At 67.6% G+C, this 18143-nt stretch carries 16 protein-coding genes; 8 read left to right on the forward strand and 8 right to left on the reverse strand.

The window, feature by feature from the left end; genetic code table 11:
• Positions 1 to 9 precede the first annotated feature (9 nt).
• From ahcY to metK, 3 genes are all read right to left on the reverse strand, one after another.
• Complete coding sequence (gene ahcY / locus ACM26W_RS18035) at positions 10 to 1419, reverse strand: adenosylhomocysteinase (RefSeq protein ID WP_416138334.1); 1410 nt, start codon at positions 1417 to 1419, stop codon at positions 10 to 12.
• A gap of 78 nt (positions 1420 to 1497) precedes the next feature.
• Entirely contained in the window at positions 1498 to 3183 is a 1686-nt protein-coding gene (gene ligB, locus ACM26W_RS18040) for an NAD-dependent DNA ligase LigB (protein WP_416138335.1), read from the reverse strand.
• A gap of 98 nt (positions 3184 to 3281) precedes the next feature.
• Complete coding sequence (gene metK / locus ACM26W_RS18045; protein ID WP_416138336.1) at positions 3282 to 4502, reverse strand: methionine adenosyltransferase; 1221 nt, start codon at positions 4500 to 4502, stop codon at positions 3282 to 3284.
• 230 nt (positions 4503 to 4732) lie between these two features.
• On the opposite strand from metK, the gene tkt reads away from it, so the two are divergent.
• Entirely contained in the window at positions 4733 to 6727 is a 1995-nt protein-coding gene (gene tkt / locus ACM26W_RS18050) for a transketolase (RefSeq protein WP_416138337.1), read from the forward strand.
• Between the two features lie 95 nt (positions 6728 to 6822).
• Here tkt and ACM26W_RS18055 read toward each other — a convergent pair whose 3' ends face one another.
• On the reverse strand, positions 6823 to 7875 hold the full coding sequence (locus ACM26W_RS18055) for a class I fructose-bisphosphate aldolase (protein ID WP_416138338.1): 1053 nt from the start codon (positions 7873 to 7875) through the stop codon (positions 6823 to 6825).
• 264 nt (positions 7876 to 8139) lie between these two features.
• Here ACM26W_RS18055 and ACM26W_RS18060 point away from each other — a divergent pair, with 264 nt between their 5' ends.
• The 5 genes from ACM26W_RS18060 to fba all read left to right on the forward strand — a co-directional run bounded on the left by ACM26W_RS18060 (position 8140) and on the right by fba (position 12746).
• Entirely contained in the window at positions 8140 to 8499 is a 360-nt protein-coding gene (locus tag ACM26W_RS18060; RefSeq protein ID WP_416138339.1) for a CidA/LrgA family protein, read from the forward strand.
• Positions 8492 to 9208, forward strand: coding sequence for an LrgB family protein (locus tag ACM26W_RS18065; protein WP_416138340.1), 717 nt, complete (start codon positions 8492 to 8494; stop codon positions 9206 to 9208). Before ACM26W_RS18060 ends, ACM26W_RS18065 begins: the two co-directional genes overlap by 8 nt.
• A 67-nt stretch (positions 9209 to 9275) precedes the next feature.
• Positions 9276 to 10388, forward strand: coding sequence for a type I glyceraldehyde-3-phosphate dehydrogenase (locus ACM26W_RS18070; protein WP_416138341.1), 1113 nt, complete (start codon positions 9276 to 9278; stop codon positions 10386 to 10388).
• A 35-nt stretch (positions 10389 to 10423) separates the two neighbouring features.
• A complete protein-coding gene (locus ACM26W_RS18075) occupies positions 10424 to 11593 on the forward strand; it encodes a phosphoglycerate kinase (RefSeq protein WP_416138342.1) in 1170 nt (389 codons plus the stop codon).
• Positions 11594 to 11681: 88 nt separating this feature from the next.
• Positions 11682 to 12746, forward strand: coding sequence for a class II fructose-bisphosphate aldolase (gene fba / locus ACM26W_RS18080; RefSeq protein WP_416138343.1), 1065 nt, complete (start codon positions 11682 to 11684; stop codon positions 12744 to 12746).
• Between the two features lie 102 nt (positions 12747 to 12848).
• Here the strand turns inward: fba and ACM26W_RS18085 are convergent, their stop codons facing one another.
• The 3 genes from ACM26W_RS18085 to ACM26W_RS18095 all read right to left on the reverse strand — a co-directional run bounded on the left by ACM26W_RS18085 (position 12849) and on the right by ACM26W_RS18095 (position 15744).
• Complete coding sequence (locus tag ACM26W_RS18085; RefSeq protein ID WP_416138344.1) at positions 12849 to 13136, reverse strand: hypothetical protein; 288 nt, start codon at positions 13134 to 13136, stop codon at positions 12849 to 12851.
• Between the two features lie 418 nt (positions 13137 to 13554).
• Positions 13555 to 15306, reverse strand: a complete 1752-nt coding sequence (locus ACM26W_RS18090; RefSeq protein ID WP_416140921.1) for a potassium channel family protein — start codon at positions 15304 to 15306, stop codon at positions 13555 to 13557.
• A gap of 54 nt (positions 15307 to 15360) precedes the next feature.
• On the reverse strand, positions 15361 to 15744 hold the full coding sequence (locus ACM26W_RS18095) for a DUF6394 family protein (protein ID WP_416138345.1): 384 nt from the start codon (positions 15742 to 15744) through the stop codon (positions 15361 to 15363).
• 266 nt (positions 15745 to 16010) lie between these two features.
• Here ACM26W_RS18095 and ACM26W_RS18100 point away from each other — a divergent pair, with 266 nt between their 5' ends.
• Both ACM26W_RS18100 and ACM26W_RS18105 read left to right on the forward strand, forming a co-directional pair.
• On the forward strand, positions 16011 to 16706 hold the full coding sequence (locus tag ACM26W_RS18100) for an HAD family hydrolase (RefSeq protein WP_416138346.1): 696 nt from the start codon (positions 16011 to 16013) through the stop codon (positions 16704 to 16706).
• Positions 16707 to 16815: 109 nt separating this feature from the next.
• Positions 16816 to 17190, forward strand: coding sequence for a translation initiation factor Sui1 (locus ACM26W_RS18105; RefSeq protein ID WP_416138347.1), 375 nt, complete (start codon positions 16816 to 16818; stop codon positions 17188 to 17190).
• Between the two features lie 5 nt (positions 17191 to 17195).
• On the opposite strand, the gene ACM26W_RS18110 is transcribed toward ACM26W_RS18105, so the two are convergent.
• Positions 17196 to 18050, reverse strand: coding sequence for an NAD-dependent protein deacetylase (locus ACM26W_RS18110; RefSeq protein ID WP_416138348.1), 855 nt, complete (start codon positions 18048 to 18050; stop codon positions 17196 to 17198).
• Positions 18051 to 18143: the final 93 nt, after the last annotated feature.

Genomic DNA, 18143 nt, shown 5'->3' on the forward strand with positions numbered 1-18143 from the left:
GCCGCTAGTTCAATAGCGGTAGCTGTCGGGCTTGTAGGGGCCTTCCGCCGTGACGCCGGAGTAGCGCACCTGAGCCGGGGTCATGCGGGTGATCACCCCGCCGAAGCCTTCCACCATGTAGCGGGCGACCTCCTCGTCCAGGTGGCGCGGAAGCACCGTGACCGCGAGTGCCTGGCGTTTCTCGCCCTCGGGCAGGTCGGCGAAGCGCCCCTGGTAGAGGTGCAGCTGCGCCAGCACCTGGTTGGCGAAGGAGCCGTCCATCACCCGCGAGGGGTGCCCTGTGGCGTTGCCCAGGTTCACCAGCCGGCCCTCGGCGAGCAGGATCAGGTAGTCGCGGCTCTCCGGGTCGAAGTCGCCCGGCTGGCTGTCGCGGTAGACCTTGTGTACCTGGGGCTTGACCTCCTCCCAGTGCCACTGGCGGCGCATGTGAGCGGTGTCGATCTCGCTGTCGAAGTGGCCGATGTTACACACCACCGCGCCCGGCTTGAGCGCCCCCAGCATGGGGGCGTCGCAGGCGTCGATATTGCCGGTGGCGGTGACCACCAGGTCGATCCGGCCGAGCAGCGCCCGATCGATGCTCTCGCTTCCGCGGTTGAGGCCGTCCCTGTAGGGCGAGACCACCTCGAAGCCATCCATGCAGGCCTGCATGGCGCAGATCGGGTCGATCTCCGCCACCTTGACGATCATCCCCTCCTGGCGCAGCGAGGCCGCCGAGCCCTTGCCCACGTCGCCATAGCCCACCACCAGCGCCTGCTTGCCGGCCAGCAGATGGTCGGTGGCACGCTTGATGGCGTCCGAGAGCGAGTGGCGACAGCCGTACTTGTTATCGTTCTTCGACTTGGTCACGGCGTCGTTGACGTTGATGGCCGGCACCCGGAGCAGGCCATCACGCAGCATCTCCTCCAGCCGGTGCACCCCGGTGGTGGTCTCCTCGGAGATGCCATGGGTGGCATCGAGGCGTTCCGGGTATTTGTCGTGCAGCAGGGCGGTGAGGTCGCCGCCGTCGTCGAGCACCAGGTTGGGGACCCAGCCATCGGGACCCGCCACCGTCTGCTCGATGCACCACCAGAACTCTGCCTCCGTCTCGCCCTTCCAGGCGAACACCGGAATGCTGGCGGCGGCGATGGCCGCGGCGGCGTGGTCCTGGGTGGAGAAGATGTTGCACGACGACCAGCGCACGCTGGCGCCCAGGTCGATGAGCGTCTCGATCAGCACCGCGGTCTGGATGGTCATGTGGATACAGCCGGCGATGCGCGCCCCCGCCAGCGGCTGCTCATCGCGGTACTTGGCACGGATCGTCATCAGCGCCGGCATCTCGGTCTCGGCGATGCGGATCTCTCGGCGTCCCCACTCGGCCAGGGAAAGGTCGGCCACCCTGAAGTCCTGATGGGGGGGCGTGGTCACGGCAGGCTGGGTCATGGATCACCTCTTCGCAGGGGAAAGCATGACCCTCACTATAGGCCGCAACTCGCACCGGCCGCCAAACCGGCCCCTCCCTCAGGGCATGAACCCCTCCACGCCGGCATTGGCCAGCCGAGCCCCCAGGTGATTCACTTCGCGATCGGTGAAGTAGGCTCTCAGCATCCGCGCCCGCTCCGGTCCGACCCCGGGCTCCCTCGCCCAGTCATCCAACGAGCGTGCCACCAGCTCCTCCCAGTTCGCCGGCAGCGCCGTCTCCACGCCGGGCGGGGCGCCCAGGGCCTGCAGCCAGCGAGGAAAGGGCCGAGCCCGCGCATCTCCGAAGGCGGCCAGCAGATCTGCCGCACGCACCTGCCCGATGCCATGGGCCGCCTCCAGTTCCGACGCGTCCAGGCTCATCCAGTCGAGCAGTCCACTGATATTCCCTACCCGGATGAGCGCCCGCCAGGTGCCGGGCCCAACCCCGGAGAGGTTCAGGGCCTCGGGGCCCGAGAGCCAGGCCAGGCGCTCAAGGAACTGCCCCTCGCAGCCGGGCGACAGACGCAGGCAGCTCAAGGCGTGGTAATCGTCGGGGTCGGGCACCGTCAGTGGCATCCGAGACTCGGCCTGCCAGGCCACCCTCTGCAGCTGCGGTATGGTCAGCCCCGCCAGGGCGATCACCACGTGATCGCCGGGACGGATGTCGTGGGCTTGCCACCGGGCGAGGGAGCCCAGCGACACCCGCTGAATGGTGCGCCCCTCCAGCTCAACCGGATTCAGCTGCAGGACCGGCGTCACTCGCCCGCTGCGTCCGACCCGGAAGACCACACCGCGCACCTCGGCCAGCGCCTCCCGGGCGGGATGCTTCCAGGCCACCGCCCACTCTGGCGGCTCGGCGCCCCGGGCCGCCCCGGGCGGGCGCGAGGCCTGGCGCAGTACCACGCCATCGGTGGCAAACGGCTGGGGCTCGCGAAACAGCGCCTCACGATAGCGCGCCACCTCGGCGATATCGGCAACCGGCAGGCTCCGCTCCCCGGTATCGGCAAGGCCCAGCCGCGCCAGCGCCGCGAGCCGCTCGGCCATCTCTCCGGGGCCATCGGGCCAGTCCCACACGAAGAGCCCGATCTCGGCCGCCGCCTCGTCACTCAGCGCCTCCCGGGCCATCAGCCCCGCGACCCGGGCGCGGGCGCCGGCATCTCCTCCGGCCGCCTGCACGTGCCCGACCCGGTGCTGATAGAGCTCACCCTGCAGCACCGCGTCCCGCGCCTCGGGCAGCCGCTGCGGCACGGCGGAAATACGCCGGGCATGGTGGGTCCAGTCCTGGCCGTGGCGGCCATCACCGCGGCTGACCGCTCGCACCAGGTCACCACGCTCATACACCAGGGTCACCGCCACGCCATCCACCTTGGGCTGCACCCAGACGTCATGGCGACGTGACAGCCAGCGCTCCACTGCCGCCCGGTCGGGCAGCTTGGTGAGCCCGGCCTGAGGCACGGGGTGGGCGAGGCGACCGGAGGGATAGGCGTCAGCGGAGTCGAGTGGCGCCAGCCCCTGGCAACGTCGCCACAGGGCGAGGCGCGCCCAAGCCTGGTCATAGACATCATCGCTGACCAGGGACTCGCCGCGCCGATAGTAGGCGTCATCCCACTCGGCGAGGCGCTCGGCCAGCGTGCGAATCTCGACCGCAGAGGATGGCGCCGGGCAGGACTCGGCAAACGCGGGCGATGAGAATAACGGCAGGAAAGCGGCCAGCCACAGCAGACCGACAAGAAGACGCTGGAGCATGGGCGGCCCCGTTTGGTGAGAAAAAAGTAGGTCTCACCATAGCAACAGGCCCCGCGCGGCGATGCCGGCGGGGCCTGTCATCTGGCGTAGGCGCTGGCTTACAGGCCGGCGGCCTGACGCAGGGCGTTGGCACGATCGGTCTTCTCCCACGGGAAGGCGGTGAAGGTCTCGATGTGCTCCTCTCCCTGCGCATCGGTCCAGGCGTAGGAGGCCTCGAAGGGCTCGCGACCGAAGTGGCCATAGGCCGCGGTCATCTGGTACATGGGATGCAGCAGGTCGAGCATGCGGGTGATGGCATGGGGCCGCAGGTCGAAGTGCTCGTGCACCAGCTCGATGATGCGCGCGTCATCGATCTTGCCGGTGCCGAAGGTGTTGACCGAGACCGAGGTGGGCTCGGCCACGCCGATGGCGTAGGAGACCTGGATCTCGCACTTCTCGGCCAGGCCCGCGGCAACGAGGTTCTTGGCCACGTAGCGCCCGGCGTAGGCGGCGCTGCGGTCCACCTTGGAGGGGTCCTTGCCGGAGAAGGCACCGCCGCCGTGGCGCGCCATGCCGCCGTAGGTATCGACGATGATCTTGCGTCCGGTCAGGCCGCAGTCACCCACCGGCCCACCGATGACGAACTTGCCGGTGGGGTTGATGTGGTAGCGGGTCGTCTCGGTGAGCCACTCGGCGGGGATCACCTGCTCGATGATCTCGCGCTTGACCATCTTGCGCAGCTCGTCCTGGTCGATGCCCGGATCATGCTGGGTGGAGAGCACGATAGCGTCCACCGCGCAGGGCTTGCCCTCGGCGTCATAGCGGAAGGTGACCTGGCTCTTGGCGTCCGGGCGCAGCCAGGGCAGCAGGCCGTGCTTGCGCAGTTCCGCCTGGCGCTCCACCAGCCGGTGGGCATAGTGGATCGGCGCCGGCATGTAGCTCTCGGTCTCGCTGGTGGCATAGCCGAACATCAGCCCCTGGTCCCCGGCGCCCTGGTCCTCGGGCTGGCTGCGGTCGACCCCCTGAGCGATGTCCACGCTCTGCTTGCCGATCAGGTTGAGCACGCCGCAGGTCTCGCCGTCGAAGCCCACGTCGGAGGAGGTATAGCCGATGCCGGTGATCACCTCGCGCACGATCGCCTCGAGGTCGACCCAGGCCGAGGTGCTGATCTCGCCGGCGACGATCGCCACGCCGGTCTTGACCAGGGTCTCGCAGGCCACCCGGGCCTGCTTGTCGCGGGCGATGATGGCATCGAGCACCGCGTCGGAGATCTGGTCCGCGATCTTGTCGGGATGACCCTCGGAGACAGATTCAGAGGTAAACAGGGAGTATTCGCTCATGGCGTCCTCGACCTTGTGTGAAGCAGTCTTTAGCGGCCAAGAGTCTACACGCTGGGGCATGGCGGGGCATCCACGATTTGATGCCGGGCGTCAAGTCGGCGACACTATGGGACCGAATTCCATCGCGCCGCGCGTGTCCCGCGGTGACTTACCCAGCCAGACTGCATGCCCCGCTATCCCCCGGCGGTGGCCATGACCCCTTATTTTTGCCGCAGGCAAGGAGCTACCCAATGCCGTCCCGATTCGAACTGGCCAATGCCATTCGCGCTCTCTCCATGGATGCCGTCCAGAAGGCCAAGTCCGGCCATCCCGGCGCACCCATGGGCATGGCCGACATCGCCGAGGTGCTGTGGAACGACTACCTCAAGCACAACCCGGAAGACCCCAACTGGGCCGACCGCGACCGCTTCGTGCTCTCCAACGGCCACGGCTCCATGCTGCTCTACTCGCTGTTGCACCTCACCGGCTACGAGCTGAGCCTCGAGGAGCTGCAGAACTTTCGTCAGCTCCACGCCAAGACCGCCGGCCACCCCGAGTACGGCTACGCCCCGGGCATCGAGACCACCACCGGCCCGCTGGGCCAGGGCCTGGCCAACGCCGTGGGCATGGCCCTGGCCGAACGCACTCTGGCGGCGCAGTTCAACCGCCCGGGCCACACCATCGTCGACCACCATACCTGGTGCTTCGTCGGCGACGGCTGCCTGATGGAGGGCATCTCCCATGAGGTCTCCTCGCTGGCCGGCACCCAGAAGCTGGGCAAGCTGATCACCTTCTACGACGACAACGGCATTTCCATCGACGGCGAGGTCGAGGGCTGGTTCACCGACGACACCGCCAAGCGCTTCGAGGCCTACGGCTGGCACGTGGTGCCCAACGTCGACGGCCACAAGCCCGAGGAGATCCAGGCCGCCATCGAGCTGGCCAGGAGCCATGACGACAAGCCGAGCCTGATCATCTGCAAGACCATCATCGGCTTCGGCGCCCCCAACAAGCAGGGCAAGGAGGAGTGCCACGGTTCCCCGCTGGGCGAGGAGGAGGTCGCTGCGGCGCGTCAGCAGCTCGACTGGTCCCACGCCCCCTTCCATATCCCCGAGCCGATCTACCAGGGCTGGGACGCCCGCGAGCCGGGCCGCACCGCCCAGGGCGAGTGGCAGGCGCGCTTCGAGCGCTACCGCGCCGACCATCCGGAGCTGGCCCGAGAGTTCCTGCGCCGCATGCAGTGCAAGCTGCCCGTCGAGCTCACCAGCGAGGCGCTGGTCGAGAAGGCCCAGCAGGCCGGTGAGACCATCGCCAGCCGCAAGGCCTCACTCAACTGTCTCAACGAGCTGGGCCCGCAGCTGCCCGAGCTGCTCGGCGGCAGCGCCGACCTGGCCCCCTCCAACCTGACCTTCTGGGACGGCGCCCGCGCCATTACCCCGGAGACCCCAGACGGCAACTACCTGCACTACGGCGTGCGCGAGTTCGGCATGGGCGCCATCATGAACGGCATCGTGCTGCACGGCGGCCTCATCCCCTACGGCGCCACCTTCCTGATCTTCATGGAATACATGCGCAACGCCGTGCGCATGGCGGCGCTGATGGGCAAGCGCGCCATCTATGTCTTCACCCACGACTCCATCGGCCTGGGCGAGGACGGCCCCACCCACCAGCCCATCGAGCAGCTCACCACCCTGCGTTCGACCCCCAACCTGGCCACCTGGCGCCCCTGCGACGCCGCGGAAACCGCCGCGGCCTGGGATGCCGCCCTGAGGCGCCACTCCGGTCCCACCGCGCTGGTGCTGTCCCGCCAGAATCTGCCCCACCAGGCGCGCACCAAGCAGCAGCTGGCCAACATCCAGCGCGGTGGCTACGTGCTGAAAGACTGTGAGGGCACCCCGGAACTGATTCTGATCGCCACCGGCTCCGAGGTCGGCCTGGCCATGGATACCGCCGCCGAGCTCGAAGGTCAGGGCCGTGCCGTGCGGGTGGTCTCCATGCCCTCCACCTACCGCTTCAACGGCCAGGAGGTGGAGTACCGCGAGAGCGTGCTGCCCCGCGCGGTGACCAAGCGTATCGCCATCGAGGCCGCCCACCGTGACTACTGGCACAAGTACGTGGGCCTCGAGGGGCGCATCATCGGCATGCGCACCTACGGCGAGTCCGCGCCGGCCGGTGATCTGTTCAAGCACTTCGGCTTCACCGTGGCCAACGTGGTGAAGGAGGCCAAGGCGTTGCTCGAGGGCTGAGCGCCGCGGAAACCGCCATCAAGAAGGGCGCGGCCGACTGGCCGTGCCCTTTTTTATGCTCAGGTTGATGCCCATGGGAACCGGCGCCGGCACTCTCAGGCGATGGTGACCTCGGGGTCGAGATAGACGTCCTGGATGGCGTGCAGCAGGGCCACGCCCTCGTCCATCGGCTTCTGGAAGGCCTTGCGACCCGAGATCAGCCCCATGCCGCCGGCACGCTTGTTGATCACCGCAGTGCGCACCGCCTCGGCCAGATCGGAGGCCCCCTTGGAACCGCCACCGGAGTTGATCAGCCCGGCGCGCCCCATGTAGCAGTTGGCCACCTGATAGCGCGCCAGGTCGATGGGGTGGTCCGTGGTCAGCGCATCGTAGACCCTGTCGTGGGTGTGGCCGAAACCGACGGCCCGGTAGCCGCCGTTGGTCTCGGGAAGCTTCTGCTTGACGATATCCGCCTTGAGGGTGGCCGCCAGGTGGTTGGCCTGGCCGGTGAGGTCCGCCGCCACATGGTAGTCGGTGCCCTCGTGCTTGAAGGCTGGGTTGCGCAGGTAGGCCCACAGCACCGTGACCATGCCCAGCTCATGGGCGCGGGCGAAGGCCTCGCTGATCTCCATGATCTGGCGGCGGCTCTCGTGGGAGCCAAAGTAGATGGTCGCGCCCACCGCCACGCAGCCCATGTCGAAGGCCTGGTCCACCTGGGCAAACAGGGTCTGGTCGTAGATCGCCGGATGGCTCAGGGTCTCGTTATGGTTGAGCTTGAGCATCATCGGGATGCGGTGGGCGTAGCGGCGCGCCACCGAGGCCAGCACGCCCAGCGTCGAGGCCACGCCATTGCAGCCGCCCTCGATAGCCAGCTCGACGATGTTGGCCGGGTCGAAGTAGGCGGGGTTGGGCGCGAAGGAGGCCCCGGCGGAGTGCTCGATGCCCTGGTCCACCGGCAGCAGGCTGAGATAGCCCGTGCCGCCCAGACGGCCGTGGTCGAACAGCGCCTGGAGGTTGCGCATCACCACCGGGCTGCGGTCGCTGTCGGCGACCACCCGGCCGACGAAGTCGGGCCCCGGCAGGTGCAGGCTCTCGCGGGGGATGCCCCGGCACTGATGGGTCAGCAGGGCCTCGGCCTCGCCGCCGAGCCAGTTGGCGATATCGGTCATGTCGTTCCTCTCCTTGGTCGGGTTGACGTCGCAATTCCCAGCGTAGCGGAAGACCGTACCCAGCGGCGACCGGGCCTTGCAACCTGTCGCCAGCAGAGGACAAGGACCCCGCGGTTAGCGACCACTCTATCTGCTGACCGCTGCCACCTTCGGTACGAGGCACGGTGCGACGCCCTCTCGGCGAAACGCCGGCCGATCGCAGCCGGCACACGGGTAGCGTGCTAACATAGCCGCCTCCCCCGTCGAGAAACATGAGGATCATGGATGCCCGTTCTACGCGGTTTCCTCTGGCTGCTGGGCTTCCTGCTGCTCGGCGACGCGCTGGCCACCCTCGCCGACCTGCCGGTCTCCGCCGGGGTGGTCGGCATGCTGCTGCTCACCGCCTGGCTGATGCTGCGCGGCACGGTGAATGCCGATATCGCCGCCGCCGCCCGGCCGCTGATCGGCGTGCTGGCGATGCTGATCATGCCCGGTGTGGTGGGGGTGTTCTTCATCCTCGACACCCTGACCGGCCAGTGGCTGGCGATTATCGCCGCCCTGGTGGGCGGCACCCTGCTCAGCGTCGTCACCACCCTGTGGCTGATGCGCCGACTGATGGGCCAGGAGCGCCTCGACCATGAGTGAGCTGCTCGACCACCTGCTGGCCACTCCGCTGCTGGCCATCGCCCTGACCCTGGCCGCCTACTTCGCCGGCGACCGGCTGTTCCGTCTGGTGGGCGCCCCCGGCTGGTGCCCGCCGATCCTGGTGGCCGCCCTGCTGCTGGCCGGGGTGCTGGCGGTGCTGGGCATCGACTACGCCGACTATCGGGAAGGCGCCGGCTGGCTGATGCTGCTGCTGGGGCCCGCCACCGTGGCGCTGGGGCTGCCCCTCTACCAGCAGATGGGCCATATCCGCGCCCTCTGGCGCCCGCTGCTCATCTGCCTGCCCATCGCCACCGCCATGGCGACGCTCTATGCGGTGGGCATCGCCTGGCTGCTGGGCGCCTCGCCGGAAGTGCTCGCCTCGCTGGCGCCCAAGTCGGTCACCGCGCCCATCGCCATCGGCATCACCGAACAGCTCGGCGGCTCGGTGGCACTGATGATGGGCGGCCTGCTGCTGACCGGGGTGGCGGCGATCGGCTTCGTCACCCTGCTGGCACACTGGCTGGGCATCCGTGACGAACGCATCCTCGGCCTGGCGCTGGGCATCAACGGCCACGCCCTGGGCACGGTGCGCGCCTTCGAGATCGGCCCCACCGCCGGCGCCTTCGCCTCCCTGGGCATGAGCCTGACCGGCATCCTGACCGCACTGCTGCTGCCGCTGGCCTGGCGGCTGCCGGGACTCGTCGGCTGAAGTGCGCTAGAATCCCGGCTTTCATTTTCTTCGTTACATCCCGCGACCTGGAGCCCCTGCCACCGCCATGGCCCACCGCATCGCCATCAACGGTTACGGCCGCATCGGCCAGTGCGTGCTTCGCGCCCTGATCGAGCAGCAAAGAGCTGAGCAACAAAGCGCCGAGCAGCAGAAAGCCGAACAGCAGAGGGGCGAGCAGGCCGGCGGCTCCGCCCGCGAGCCAGCGCTTGAACCAGCCTTCGAAATCGTCGCGATCAACGAGCTCTCCGACCTCGCCACCATCGACTATCTGACCCGCTACGACACCACCCACGGCCGCTTCCCGGCAAAGGTGGAGCGCAGCGGTGAGGGGCTGCGCATCGATGGCCGATCGATCCGGGTGCTCTCCGAGCCCGACCCGGACCGCCTGCCCTGGCGCGAACTCGGCGTCGACCTGGTGCTGGAGTGTTCCGGCAGCTTCAAGGATCGCGCCACCGCCGAGCGCCACCTGGCGGCCGGTGCCGGCCGCCTGCTCTTCTCCCAGCCGGCGGAGAGTGACGTCGACGCCACCATCGTCACCGGCATCAACGACCATGAGCTCGCCCCCGGCCACCGCATCGTCTCGGCGGCCTCCTGTACCACCAACTGCCTGGTGCCGGTGCTCACCGTGCTCGACGACGCCCTGGGCATCGAGCACGGCGTCACCACCACCATCCACTCGGCGATGAACGACCAGCCGGTGATCGACGCCTACCACCAGACCGACCTGCGCCTGACCCGCTCGGCGATGCACTCCATCGTGCCGGTGGACACCGGCCTGGCGCGGGGCATCAACCGCCTGATGCCGCACCTGGCCGGGCGCTTCGAGTGCCTCCACGTGCGGGTGCCGACCATCAACGTCTCGGCCATGGATATCGCCATCACGGTGAGCCGCGATACCAACGCCGCCGAGGTCAATGCCCTGCTGGCCGAGGCCAGCCGCGGGCGGCTGGCCGGGCTGCTCGGTTACACCGAGGAGCCCATGGCCTCGGTCGACTTCAACCACGATCCGCGCTCCGGTATCGTGGACGCCACTCAGACCCGAGTGGCCGGCGGCCGCCTGATCAAGCTGCTGTGCTGGTTCGACAACGAGTGGGGCTTCGCCAACCGCATGCTCGACGTCAGCCGGCGCCTGGCCGCCATGCCCCTCGAGACCCCCTGACCCCCTTCCGGTTTCCAGATGAGGACCACGCCCCGATGAACGTGCGCAAGATGACCGACCTCGATCTCAGCGGCCAGCGCGTGCTGATCCGCGAGGACCTGAACGTGCCCGTCAAGCACGGCAAGGTGAGCAGCGACGCCCGCCTGCGCGCCGCGCTGCCCACCATCCAGGCCGCTCGCGACGCCGGCGCCCGGGTGATGCTGATGAGCCACCTGGGGCGCCCCACCGAGGGCGAGCCCGCCGAGGAGTTCTCCCTGGCGCCGGTGGCCGAACACCTGGGCGAGCTGCTGGGACGCCCGGTTACCCTGATCAGCGACTACCTGGACGCCGCTCTGGACCTGGCCGACGGCGAGGTGGTGCTGCTCGAGAACGTGCGCTTCAACACCGGCGAGAAGCAGGACGACGAGACCCTCTCCCAGCAGTATGCCGCACTGTGCGACATCTACGTGATGGACGCCTTCGGCACCGCCCACCGCGCCCAGGCCTCCACCCACGGGGTGGCCCGCTTCGCACCGCTGGCCTGCGCCGGCCCCCTGCTGGCCGCCGAGCTCGACGCCCTGGAGAAGGCACTGGCCACCCCGGCGCGCCCCATGACGGCCATCGTCGGCGGCTCCAAGGTCTCCACCAAGCTCGACGTGCTCAACGCCCTCTCCGAGCGCTGCGACCAGCTGATCGTCGGCGGCGGCATCGCCAACACCTTTATCGCCGCGGCGGGCCACAACGTCGGCAAGTCGCTGCATGAGGCCGACCTGATCGGCCAGGCCCGGGCGCTGATGGCGAAGGTCGAGATTCCGCTGCCCACCGACGTGGTGGTAGCCACCGAGTTCTCCGATGCCGCCGAGGCCATCATCAAGCCGGTAGATCAAGTGAACGACGACGAGATGATCCTCGACATCGGCCCCGAGACCGCCGCGCGGCTGGCCGCCATGCTCAAGGACGCCGGCACCATCCTGTGGAACGGCCCGGTGGGTGTGTTCGAGATCGACCAGTTCGGCAAGGGCACCGAGGTGATCGCCCGCGCCATCGCCGAGAGCCCGGCCTTCTCCATCGCCGGCGGCGGCGACACCCTGGCCGCCATCGACAAGTACGCCATCGCGGACCGGGTCTCCTACATCTCTACCGGCGGCGGCGCCTTCCTCGAGTACGTCGAGGGCAAGACCCTGCCGGCGGTGGCCGCCCTCGAGGCAGCCGCCGAGCGGGCCTGATAGACTCCCGCCACCGACTCTAACCGATCGCCCCCTATGACCGACTCGCGGTGCCTGCAGGCGCCGCGACCCCGCAAAAGGTGACACCATGGCACTGATCAGCATGCGCCAGATGCTGGACCACGCCGCCGAGTACGGCTACGGCGTTCCAGCCTACAACGTCAACAACCTCGAACAGATGCGCGCCATCATGGAAGCCGCCGACCGCACCGACTCACCGGTGATCGTCCAGGCCTCCGCCGGCGCCCGCAAGTACGCCGGCGCCCCCTTCCTGCGCCACCTGATCCTGGCCGCGGTGGAGGAGTTCCCGCACATCCCGGTGTGCATGCACCAGGACCACGGCACCAGCCCCGCGGTCTGCCAGCGCTCCATCCAGCTCGGCTTCTCCTCGGTGATGATGGATGGCTCGCTGGGCGATGACGGCAAGACCCCGATGGACTACGACTACAACGTCGACGTCACCCGGCGCACCGTGGAGATGGCCCACGCCTGTGGCGTCTCCGTGGAGGGCGAGCTGGGCTGCCTGGGCAGCCTGGAGACCGGCATGGCCGGCGAGGAAGACGGCATCGGCGCCGAGGGCAAGCTGGACATGGAGCAGCTGCTCACCGACCCGGAGGAAGCCGCCGACTTCGTCAAGGCCACCCAGGTCGATGCCCTCGCCATCGCCATCGGCACCAGCCACGGCGCCTACAAGTTCACCCAGCCGCCCACCGGCGACACCCTCTCCATCCAGCGCATCAAGGAGATCCACGCCCGCATCCCCGACACCCACCTGGTAATGCACGGCTCCTCCTCGGTGCCCCAGGAGTGGCTCGAGGTGATCAACCGCTACGGCGGCGAGATCCCCGAGACCTACGGTGTACCGGTCGAGGAGATCGTCGAGGGCATCCGCCACGGCGTGCGCAAGGTCAACATCGACACCGACCTTCGCCTGGCCTCCACCGGGGCGGTGCGCCGCTTCCTGGCCGAGAACCCCAGCGAGTTCGACCCGCGCAAGTTCCTCAAGGAGACCGTCTCCGCCATGCGCGACGTCTGCATCGCCCGCTACGAGGCCTTCGGCACCGCCGGCAACGCCTCGAAGATCCGGCCGATCAGCCTCGAGGCCATGGTCGCCCGCTACGAAAGCGGCGAGCTCGCCCCCAAGGTGAAGTAACACCCTGGAGCAGGCCCGGGGCATCCCACCAACGACGCCGCCCCCGGCCAGGGCCGGGGGCGGCTGCGAGGAAGCGGCTTCCTCGGAGGGGAGTCGGAACGATTACCAGGTGGATTCCTCGTCGTCCTCGTCAGGGGTGTCCCACTCCTCCTCTTCCTCTTCTTCCTCGTCATCGTACTCAGTGTCGTACTCAGGGGTCTCGGGGCCTGTAGTATCGAAGGTGTCGTCAGCACCGGCGCCGCCGTTGCTCTCATCGGGGACCGGCTCTTCGTGGGGTGCCGGCTCATGCGGCTCTTCGTCGTGGAAGTCGGCGAAGGCCAGCGGGCTTGCGGCCAGGCCAAAGGTGATGCCGACGATACCGAGTTTCTTGAGGAATTCCTTGGACATCATGTTCGCGCCTCCTATGGGGTCTGAACGTGAGTTTTCCTGAATGGAGGCCGGTGGCCTCCGCCTCGACGGGCCAGATGGTACGTGGCGCCGTCGTTTCCTGCTCACCCTGAACACTGCAGAAGCCGGGCCAACATCCCGCCAACTTTATATAAAGTCTTTTAATATCAACAATATAAAAACAACACGTCGCATGCCAGACGGGTGCCGGACCCCCCGCCGGGCATGGTGAAATCTGGCACATGGGGCCTTGCGCCACAGGCCTGCAGACACCCTTCGGATTGCCAGAGGGCGAGCTAGATGCCGAAGTGGTGGGGCTCGACAACGCCCTGGCCATCGACCGGGCTCATGCCGTAGACGCTCTTCCTCCGCCAGGCACGACGAAGCGCTCTCAGACCACTATCGACTCGGAGCAACCGCCTCAGGTGGTACTGCCGTTCGGCTTACGATCGCTGCGACGACGCCTAAGCCTATCTTCCAGCCAGGCGAACACGACCCCGCGCGGCTCATCGACTCCGGTGACGACATACCGAAGCGTATAGGGGTTATGGAGTGTCGCCTGCAGCATCGGCTCCGCCGAATGGACACCGCACAAGAGGACCTCGTCGCCGACCTCAAGCGGACGATCCTTATCCGGCAACATGATCGAATGACCCGCCCGGCGGATCGCGAGCGCCTCGCACGGGAGCCCTTCCGGGAACGAGCGCGCATCGCGGCACAGCGCACCGAGCGTGATCGCTCCACCATGGTCCAGATAGTCGGTCACCGCCGGCGCTTCGCCCGTGATCAGCCTGAGCGACCACAGGTGCGGGGGTTCCGCGCCCACGGCCACCTGCAGGCGGGCCACCAGCTCTTTCGTCAGGGCCGGTTCGCGTTCCGCGAGCCAGTCGATCAGCTCCTGAACGAGGGGCGAGATCAGCAGCTTCAGGATCCGCCGCGCCGTTGTCAGGCTGTGCTGAAGGACCAGGTCGGCCCGCGCGGCATCGAACGCGACCTGATTCTCATGACTGTTCTGGCGCACGATGCAGAACGTCTCCGGATTGAGCTCCGTCACCGACAGCAGCGTACTGAGATTGTCGGCATCGCGATTCGTCGCGGCAACGATCCCCGCCGCGTCGTCAATCCCCGCGGTCACCAGGGCCGAATGATCGGCGTACGCCTGGACCATGACCGTATCGTCTCCGGCCCCTTTGGCGTCCGCTTCCGGATCGATGATACGCACGCCGACGCCATGGGCCTCGAGGTAGCGATGGAGCCAATGCCCCATCCGTCCGTACCCGCACAGGATCCAGTTGCCCCGCGGCACCTGTACCGGAACCCCGAGTTCGACGCCACGTGTGCCCACGAACCACGCATTGAGGTTGTGCAGTGCGGGGCGGGCGATCGCCCAGTAGACGAGCTGGGCGAAGATCTCGAACGGGTCGACGACCGATACATTGTCCAGCGCCCGCAGATTGGCCTCGTGGCGCGCCGAGGTCGCACGACAGATGACCCGGAGCCGCGGATTCAGGTGCCGTGCCATCACCGCGATCTTGAGATTGGCGTCGTTATCGTTGGTCAGCGCGACCAGGGCCCGGCAGGCGGGATGTTCTACACCCGCAGCCAGGAGGTGTTTCGGCGCGCTGGCGTCCGCGCAGAGTCCCGGCATGGCGACGGCGTAATCGCGTACGCCCAGTGCCTTGATACGCTCCGGGTCGGAGTCGAGTATAACCGCGCGCATCCGGTGGTCGCTCAGGCCCCGGGCAAGCAGACTACCGGTATCGCCGAAACCACAGAGGATGACGAAGGGTTCCACGTTGTGTTTGACCTTGCGGGCGAACCGGAACCCCTCCATGGCCTGGTTGAAATGGGGATTCTGAACCAGGCGAATCAGGGATCCGATTGCATAGAACCACGCGATAACGCCGGTATAGAGGCAGAAGATCGTCCACAGGCGCTGCTCGTCACTGAAGCCGTTCGGCAGTTCGCCGAAACCGGTCGTGGTCGCCGTGTAGGTGAAGAAATAAAAGGCATGGAACAGATTCATGTACGTCGTCTCACCATCGACGACCTGGCCCGGCATCAGGGCCATGCCCATGATGCCCACCGAATACACGAACAGCAGCGCGAACAGCGGCCGGCGCATATAGCGCAGGACGATCATCGTCACACGATCGAGATCGGAGGTCGGCATCACGCGTTCAACCCTCCCTCTTGCCTGTCCCGGATCGCGACGTCCGACAGGCTCCTAGCGCCGCGAGAGCAGCGTATCGCCCACCAGAATCACCGTCGCAACGATATTGGCGACCAGCGCTCCCGTTGCGATCGAGACGATATCGGCCATTTCTCCAGGCCCCGGTTCGCCCGCGCCGCCGGATTCCACGATGATCCAGACGACGCGCGCCGTGATCAGCAGAAGGCCGGCAACCAGCCCGGACGCCAGCAGCAACGCCCCGGTCTGGGAGCGATCCCCCAGTTTCAGGCCGATCGCGACCAGGTTGACGATGATGGTGAGCGTGAGAATCCAGACATTGTGGTGCGCGCCCGCCTCGGCGCCACCCGCGACGAACGCGTAATTGAGACTCAGTGTCAGGATGATGAAAAAACCGAAGACGACGCGTTCGAGATTCATTGGCCTGCTCCTGGCCGGGACGCGCCGTCAGTATAGGCATGAGCCCCGGTAACAGCGAACGCCACCGCCATGACCAGGCGCGAGTTCGTCCTGCATGAGGGATGAGAACGAGCAGGACTACTCCCTGTTTGCGGCCAACCAGGCAGCTAAGGCCTGAGGAGGCAGGGCAAGCCAGCATACCAATTGGAGAACACTGTTCACAAAGTCGTGGAACTGGGCTTTAATATAGAGGTGAACACGCTCGGTAATATCCGCGAGGTTTGGTGATGACCCGCCCCCTCTGTCTGCTCTTCGATTGCGACGGCACCCTCGTCGACAGCGAACCGCTGCTCGCCGACGAGATGGCCACCGCCCTCAATGCCGTGGGACTACCGTTCCAGGCCAGCGACTATATCGGCGAATTCCGCGGGGCCCGCTTCCGCCGCATCGTGGCGGCGCTGGAGAGCCGCCACGGCAGCGTCGCCCCCGAGGTGCTGGAGCCCCTGGAAGCGACCATGCGCACCAACCTCAATCGCCGCCTGTCCACCGAGCTCACCCCCATCGATGGCGCCAGCGACGCCCTGGCTGCACTCCACGACTATCCCATGGGCGTGGTCTCCAACGGCCCGGTCAACAAGATCCGTACCTCCCTGGAGGCCACCGGCCTCGCCGGCCTGTTCGGCGAACGGCTGTTCAGTGCCTATGAGGCCAACTGCTGGAAGCCCGACCCCTGCCTCTACCGTCATGCGGCCAGCCAGATGGGCTATGCACCAGAGCAGTGCCTGGCCATCGAGGACTCGGTGGTAGGCGTGCGCGCTGCCCTGGAGGCGGGCATGACCGTGGTCCACCTCAACCGCTACCCGGATGTGGAAGAGACCCCGGAAGGCGCCATCATGATCACCAGCATGTTCCAGCTGCCCACCGTGGTGGCCAGGCTCGTCATGGAGGCGGCCACCTCGCGCCGCCGCACCGCCAGCCGCTGAGGCCGGCCCCACCTCGCGGCGCAAGCCAGCATGCAGGCAACGCCCGTGGGCGCTATCATCCTCCCCAGCTCAGTGATCACCCACCCCCACTCCGCCAGGGAGCCTTGTCATGCCTTCACTTCAGGACCAGCTGCGCGGCCTCGTCTACTCCACCGAGCACGGCGAGCTCTGCCCCGACTGCCGCCAGCCGGTGGCCGAGTGCCGCTGCGCCGAACTCGCCGAGCAGACCCGCCTGGCCGAACTCGACGGGATCGTGCGCCTTCGCCGCGAGACCAGCGGCCGCAAGGGAAAGGGAGTGACCACCGTTTCCGGCGTGCCGCTGCCCGAAGCCGAGCTCAAGGCCCTGGCCAAGCGACTCAAGAAGGTATGCGGCACCGGCGGCGCCGTGAAGGAGGGCGTGATCGAGATCCAGGGGGATCATCGCGAGCGGCTCAAGGCGGAGCTGGAGACGCTCGGCTACACCGTCAAGCTGGCCGGGGGCTGAGTCGCTTATTCACAGCAGGCGCGCAGGGCGGCCAGGGAGGCCTCCACCGGCGCCTCCACCTTGAGGGCGTAGAGGTCATCGGCGCGGGTGCGGCCGAGGTTGAAGCAGGCGATGGGCTTGCCATCGTGGGCCGCGGCACGGGCAAAGCGGAAGCCGGAGAAGACCATCAGCGAGGAACCCACCACCAGCAGGGCGTCGCTCTCCTCCACCAGTGCAAAGGCACGCGCCACGCTTTCCCGGGGCACGCTGTCGCCGAAGAACACCACGTCGGGTTTCCAGATCCCGCTGCCGCAGCGGGAACAGTCGGGGACTCGGAAGTCGGAAAAATCCGCCTCCAGATCGGCGTCACCATCGGGCGCCGCCCGCGCCGCCACATCGGCCCAGCGAGGATTGAGCATCGCCAGCTCGGCGTGAAGCGCGTGGCGCATGCGATTCGCGCCGCAGGCCATGCAGCGCACCCGGTCGGCGCGACCGTGCAGGTCGATCACCCGCCGGGATCCGGCGCGCTGGTGCAGGCCATCGACGTTCTGAGTGATTACCCCGCTGACGCGCCCCAAGCCCTCCAACTCCGCCAGCAGCCGATGGGCCGGATTGGGGAGCGCCGTGCCGAGCACCCGGAATCCCGCCAGGGCACGCGCCCAGTAGCGCTGGCGCGCGGCATGGCTGCCCATGAACTGCTGGTGCTGCATGGGCGGGGAGCGCTTCCACTCACCGCGCTGGTCGCGGTAGTCGGGAATCCCGCTGGCGGTGCTGACGCCGGCACCGGTCAGCACCGCCAGACGCGGATGGCGAGTGACGAAGTCACCGAGCGCCTGCTGTGCTTCGACGCCCAGCGTCATGCCCTGAATGGCTGACGTCATGCCGGTGACCTCCCTACGGTGTGCCAAGATAACGGCGTACCAAAAATTAACCGAGTGCCGACAATGCTAAAAGTGCCGTGCGCCGAAAGAGCA

Source organism: Halomonas sp. HK25 (genome assembly GCF_047795635.1).
Classification (GTDB): domain Bacteria; phylum Pseudomonadota; class Gammaproteobacteria; order Pseudomonadales; family Halomonadaceae; genus Halomonas.

What these genes read in the sequence shown, in the direction of transcription:
- ahcY (WP_416138334.1), bottom strand. Translation starts at nt 1,419, where the DNA reads ATGACCCAGCCTGCCGTGACCACGCCCCCCCATCAGGACTTCAGGGTG.
- ligB (WP_416138335.1), bottom strand. Translation starts at nt 3,183, where the DNA reads ATGCTCCAGCGTCTTCTTGTCGGTCTGCTGTGGCTGGCCGCTTTCCTG.
- metK (WP_416138336.1), bottom strand. Translation starts at nt 4,502, where the DNA reads ATGAGCGAATACTCCCTGTTTACCTCTGAATCTGTCTCCGAGGGTCAT.
- tkt (WP_416138337.1), top strand. Translation starts at nt 4,733, where the DNA reads ATGCCGTCCCGATTCGAACTGGCCAATGCCATTCGCGCTCTCTCCATG.
- ACM26W_RS18055 (WP_416138338.1), bottom strand. Translation starts at nt 7,875, where the DNA reads ATGACCGATATCGCCAACTGGCTCGGCGGCGAGGCCGAGGCCCTGCTG.
- ACM26W_RS18060 (WP_416138339.1), top strand. Translation starts at nt 8,140, where the DNA reads ATGCCCGTTCTACGCGGTTTCCTCTGGCTGCTGGGCTTCCTGCTGCTC.
- ACM26W_RS18065 (WP_416138340.1), top strand. Translation starts at nt 8,492, where the DNA reads ATGAGTGAGCTGCTCGACCACCTGCTGGCCACTCCGCTGCTGGCCATC.
- ACM26W_RS18070 (WP_416138341.1), top strand. Translation starts at nt 9,276, where the DNA reads ATGGCCCACCGCATCGCCATCAACGGTTACGGCCGCATCGGCCAGTGC.
- ACM26W_RS18075 (WP_416138342.1), top strand. Translation starts at nt 10,424, where the DNA reads ATGAACGTGCGCAAGATGACCGACCTCGATCTCAGCGGCCAGCGCGTG.
- fba (WP_416138343.1), top strand. Translation starts at nt 11,682, where the DNA reads ATGGCACTGATCAGCATGCGCCAGATGCTGGACCACGCCGCCGAGTAC.
- ACM26W_RS18085 (WP_416138344.1), bottom strand. Translation starts at nt 13,136, where the DNA reads ATGATGTCCAAGGAATTCCTCAAGAAACTCGGTATCGTCGGCATCACC.
- ACM26W_RS18090 (WP_416140921.1), bottom strand. Translation starts at nt 15,306, where the DNA reads ATGCCGACCTCCGATCTCGATCGTGTGACGATGATCGTCCTGCGCTAT.
- ACM26W_RS18095 (WP_416138345.1), bottom strand. Translation starts at nt 15,744, where the DNA reads ATGAATCTCGAACGCGTCGTCTTCGGTTTTTTCATCATCCTGACACTG.
- ACM26W_RS18100 (WP_416138346.1), top strand. Translation starts at nt 16,011, where the DNA reads ATGACCCGCCCCCTCTGTCTGCTCTTCGATTGCGACGGCACCCTCGTC.
- ACM26W_RS18105 (WP_416138347.1), top strand. Translation starts at nt 16,816, where the DNA reads ATGCCTTCACTTCAGGACCAGCTGCGCGGCCTCGTCTACTCCACCGAG.
- ACM26W_RS18110 (WP_416138348.1), bottom strand. Translation starts at nt 18,050, where the DNA reads ATGACGTCAGCCATTCAGGGCATGACGCTGGGCGTCGAAGCACAGCAG.